The following is a 4,147-nucleotide window of genomic DNA, read 5'->3' on the forward strand; positions in this document are numbered from 1 at the left end:
TCTGCTCTGGGCGGTATGGAAGGAGCGTGGCCATGCGGTTTCACGTCGAGTTGATCAAGCCCTCGCATTACGACGATGACGGATATGTCATCCAATGGTGGAAGGCATCGGTCCCGTCCAATTCCCTGGCCAGCCTCTATGCGATCGTCCTGGACGCGGCCGAGCGCTGTGTCCTCGGCCCGGAGGTGTGGATGACGCTCTCGGCCGCCGATGAATGCAACACCGTGATCTCGCCCCGGCGCATCGCCCGCCGCCTGGCGCGGGCCGGGACCGGCGCCGTTGTCTTCCTGGTGGGCGTGCAGTCGAACCAGTTTCCGCGCGCCATGGACCTGGCCCGCGACCTGCGCGCCCGCGGAGTTGCGGTCGTCATCGGCGGCTTCCATGTCAGCGGCTGCCTGTCGATGCTGCCGAACCTGCCGACCGACCTGCAGGAGGCGCTGGATCTCGGCATCATCCTGTTCGCCGGCGAGGCGGAAGGCCACATCGACCAGTTGCTGCGCGACGCCTATGCCGGCACGCTGCAGCCGATCTATAACTTCATGGACGATCTGCCGTCGCTCGACGGCGCCCCGACCACCTACCTACCGCCGGAGACGCTGCGGCGCTATTCGCCGCCGATCGGCTCGTTCGATTCCGGGCGCGGCTGTCCGTTCCAGTGCAGCTTCTGCACCATCATCAACGTGCAGGGACGCAAGTCGCGCTACCGCAGCGCCGACGATGTCGAGCGGCTGCTGCGTGATCACCTCGCCCGCGGCGTCTATCGCTTCTTCATCACCGACGACGATTTCGCGCGCAACCGGAACTGGGAACCGATCCTCGATCGCATCATCGAGATGCGGGAGAGGGACGGGCTCTATCTGCGCTTCATCATCCAGGTCGACGCGCTGGCCCACAAGATCCCGGGCTTCATCGACAAGTGCCGCCGGGCCGGCTGCCTGCGCGTCTTCATCGGCCTGGAGAACATCAATCCGGACAATCTGCTGCATGCGAAGAAGCGGCAGAACAAGGTCACCGACTATCGCCGCATGCTGCAGGCGTGGCGGGACGCCGGGGTCATCACCTTCTGCGGCTACATCCTGGGATTTCCAGGCGACCGGGTCGAGTCGATCGAGCGCGATATCGGCATCATCCAGCGCGAACTGCCGGTCGATATTCTGGAATTCTTCGTCCTGACGCCGCTGCCGGGATCGGAGGATCACCAGACCCTGGATGCCGACGGCGTCTGGATGGATCCGGACATGAACCGATACGACACCGAGCACGTCACCACCGGCCATCCTCTGATGACACCGAAGGAGTGGCAGGACGTCTACCGGCGAGCGTGGGCGCTGTACTACTCGCCGGCGCATATCGAGACCCTGTTGCGGCGCGCGGTGGCGGGCGGCATCGACGCCCGGCGGCTCATGCTCAGCATCGTCCAATTCAGCAGCATTCCGGTGATCGAGGGGGTCCATCCACTGCAGGGCGGTTATGTCCGGCGGAAGATCCGGTCCAGCCGGCGCCCGGGCCTGCCCAGGCCCAACCCGCTCATTTTCTACCCGACCCGTGTCGCGGAGACGATCCTCGCGCTCACACGCACGCTGGCAGTCCTGTGGCGGGTCGACCGGATTCGGCGGAGGGTGGTGCGCGAGGCGAGGCGAGCACCCTATACCGATATCGCGATCAGGCCGCTGCCGCCCGAAGACGAGGAGGGGCTGGACCTCCTCAAGACGCGACAGCAGCGCGTGGCTGCCGTCGCGCGCTGACCGGGACGCCGTCTCGGCTCTCTCCGGCCCGGGAAACGTCCCTGGGATGTTGCAGCTGTTGGGCCGCAGATCAAAGATGCATTCGAAGAAGCCCCCATCCCGGAGGAAGGCCGTCGAGGTGGCGCGGGCAACCAAGACGGCAGCCGCTCCTGTCCGCCGCGCCAAGGCCGCCCTACTCTCCAAACGTGCGATATGGATTGCGGCATCGATCGCGGCGGCGATTGCACTCGGCGGTGGTCTGGCCTCTCAATTTCTGTCGGACGGCTGGGGCACCTCGCGATCTGGCAGCGCACCCGCAAATGTCGTCGCCACATTCGTCGGCAGCGAGACCTGCGCGGGCTGCCACCAGGCAGAGGCGCAGCTTTGGCGCGCCTCGCAGCACAGGCACGCCATGGCTCATGCGACCGACACATCGGTGCTCGGCGATTTCAGCGATGCGAGCTTCGACGATGGCGGCGTTCAGTCCCGCTTCTTCCGCAAGGACGGCAAGTTCCTGGTCGAGACTGATGGCCCCGACGGCTCGCTCGCCCCATTCGAGATCAAGTACACGTTCGGTGTCGACCCGCTGCAGCAATATCTGGTCGAGTTCCCCGATGGCCGCCTGCAGGCTTTGTCGCTCGCCTGGGACAGCCGGCCGCAGGAGAAGGGCGGTCAGCGCTGGTTCCACCTCTATCCAGGCGAGGCGATCCGCCATGACGACGCTCTGCACTGGACCAAGCTGAACCAGAATTGGAACTTCATGTGCGCCGAGTGCCATTCGACCGGCGTTCGTAAGAATTACGATGCGGCGAACGATCGCTTCGCCACAACCTGGACCGAAATCAGCGTCGGCTGCGAAGCCTGCCACGGTCAGGGCTCGCGCCATGTCCGCTGGGCGAGAGACGGGCAAAGCTGGTGGCCGTTCGGCAAGCACGAGGATCCGTCGATGGGCCTTCTGGTGCGGTTCGACGAGCGGTCCGGCGCGAACTGGCATCACGATCCAGCCACCGGGTCGCCGGAGCGCGGCGCGGCGCCGCAGATCCTGCGCAAGGAGGTCGAGACCTGCGGTCTCTGCCACGCCAGGCGCGGCGCGTTCTCGGAAGACTGGGTGCCCGGCCATTGGCTCTCGGACACCCACGCGGTCTCGGGCCTCGATCGGGGGCTCTATGAGGCCGACGGGCAGATGCGCGACGAGGTCTACACTTACGGCTCGTTCAAGCAGAGCCGGATGTTCGCCGCCGGCGTCACCTGCAGCGACTGCCACGATCCGCATAGCGCCGAGTTGCGGATTTCCGGCGACGCCACGTGCTCGCAGTGCCACGCTGCCGACCGATATGCCGCCGCGACACACCACCACCACGAGAAAGCGGACCCGCCGCTCGCCTGTGCCTCCTGCCACATGCCGGTTCGCACCTACATGACGGTGGATCAGCGCCACGATCATAGTTTCCGTGTCCCGCGGCCGGATGTTTCGGTGAGGCTCGGCACGCCCAACGCTTGTACCGACTGTCATGCCAACAAATCAGCGGAGTGGGCGGCGTCGGCGGTCGAGCGCTGGTATGGGCCGGACCGCAAAGGGTATCAGACCTACGCCGAGGCGTTCCATGCGGCCTGGGCCGACCAACTGGATGCGGAGAAACTGCTCGCGGCCGTCGCCGCCGATGGCGGCACGCCAGGGATTGCAAGGGCGAGCGCCTTGGCGGAGCTGAACTCGCATGCGTCGCCCGCCGCTATCGATCTGGCGCGGGCTGGCCTTGCAGATCGCGATCCGATGGTGCGAATCGGCGCCCTCGACATGCTCGATGGCATGCCGCCCGCACAGATTTGGCCGATCGCGTCCCCGTTGCTTGCCGACCCCAGCCCCGGCGTCAGGATCCGGATTGCCGGGCTGCTCGCGTCTGTACCTGTGGATTCGCTGCCGGCGCCCGATCGGGCGCGTTTCGAGCGTGCGGCCTCCGAGCTCGTCGCCTCCCACCGTCTCAACGCCGATCGGCCGGAGTCCCGCACGGCGCTCGGAAATTTCTATGCCCAAGGTCGCCGCGTCTCCGAGGCGGAGACCGAATACAAGGCGGCGCTGCGGCTCAGCCCGCAATATTCGCCCGCCACCGTCAACCTCGCCGACCTCTACCGCGGCCTCGGGCGCGATGGCGAGGGCGAGGTGGTGCTGCGCGCCGCGATCGTCGCGTCACCGCAGGATGCCGGCACCCACCACGCCCTCGGGCTGGCGCTCGTGCGGCTCAAACGGCCGGACGAGGCACTGCGCGAACTCCGCCGCGCTGCCGAACTCGAGCCGGATCGCGCACGGTACGCCTATGTCTATGCTGTCGGGCTCCACTCGATGGCGCGCGCCAGCGACGCCATCACGATCCTCAAGGACAGCCTGGCCCGACACCCCGACGATCGCGATCATCTGGCGGCGCTCA

2 protein-coding genes are annotated in these 4,147 nt (G+C 66.7%); both read left to right on the forward strand.

Annotated elements, in window-relative coordinates; translation table 11 throughout:
• Nucleotides 1–32 precede the first annotated feature (32 nt).
• Nucleotides 33–1,745: a B12-binding domain-containing radical SAM protein gene (locus tag AAHM41_RS39310; protein WP_342242084.1), complete on the forward strand. Its 1,713-nt coding sequence runs from the start codon at nucleotides 33–35 to the stop codon at nucleotides 1,743–1,745.
• A gap of 76 nt (nucleotides 1,746–1,821) precedes the next feature.
• A partial coding sequence (locus AAHM41_RS39315; RefSeq protein WP_342242085.1) for a tetratricopeptide repeat protein occupies nucleotides 1,822–4,147 on the forward strand: 2,326 nt, incomplete at its 3' end.

This window comes from Inquilinus sp. OTU3971, assembly GCF_038440215.1.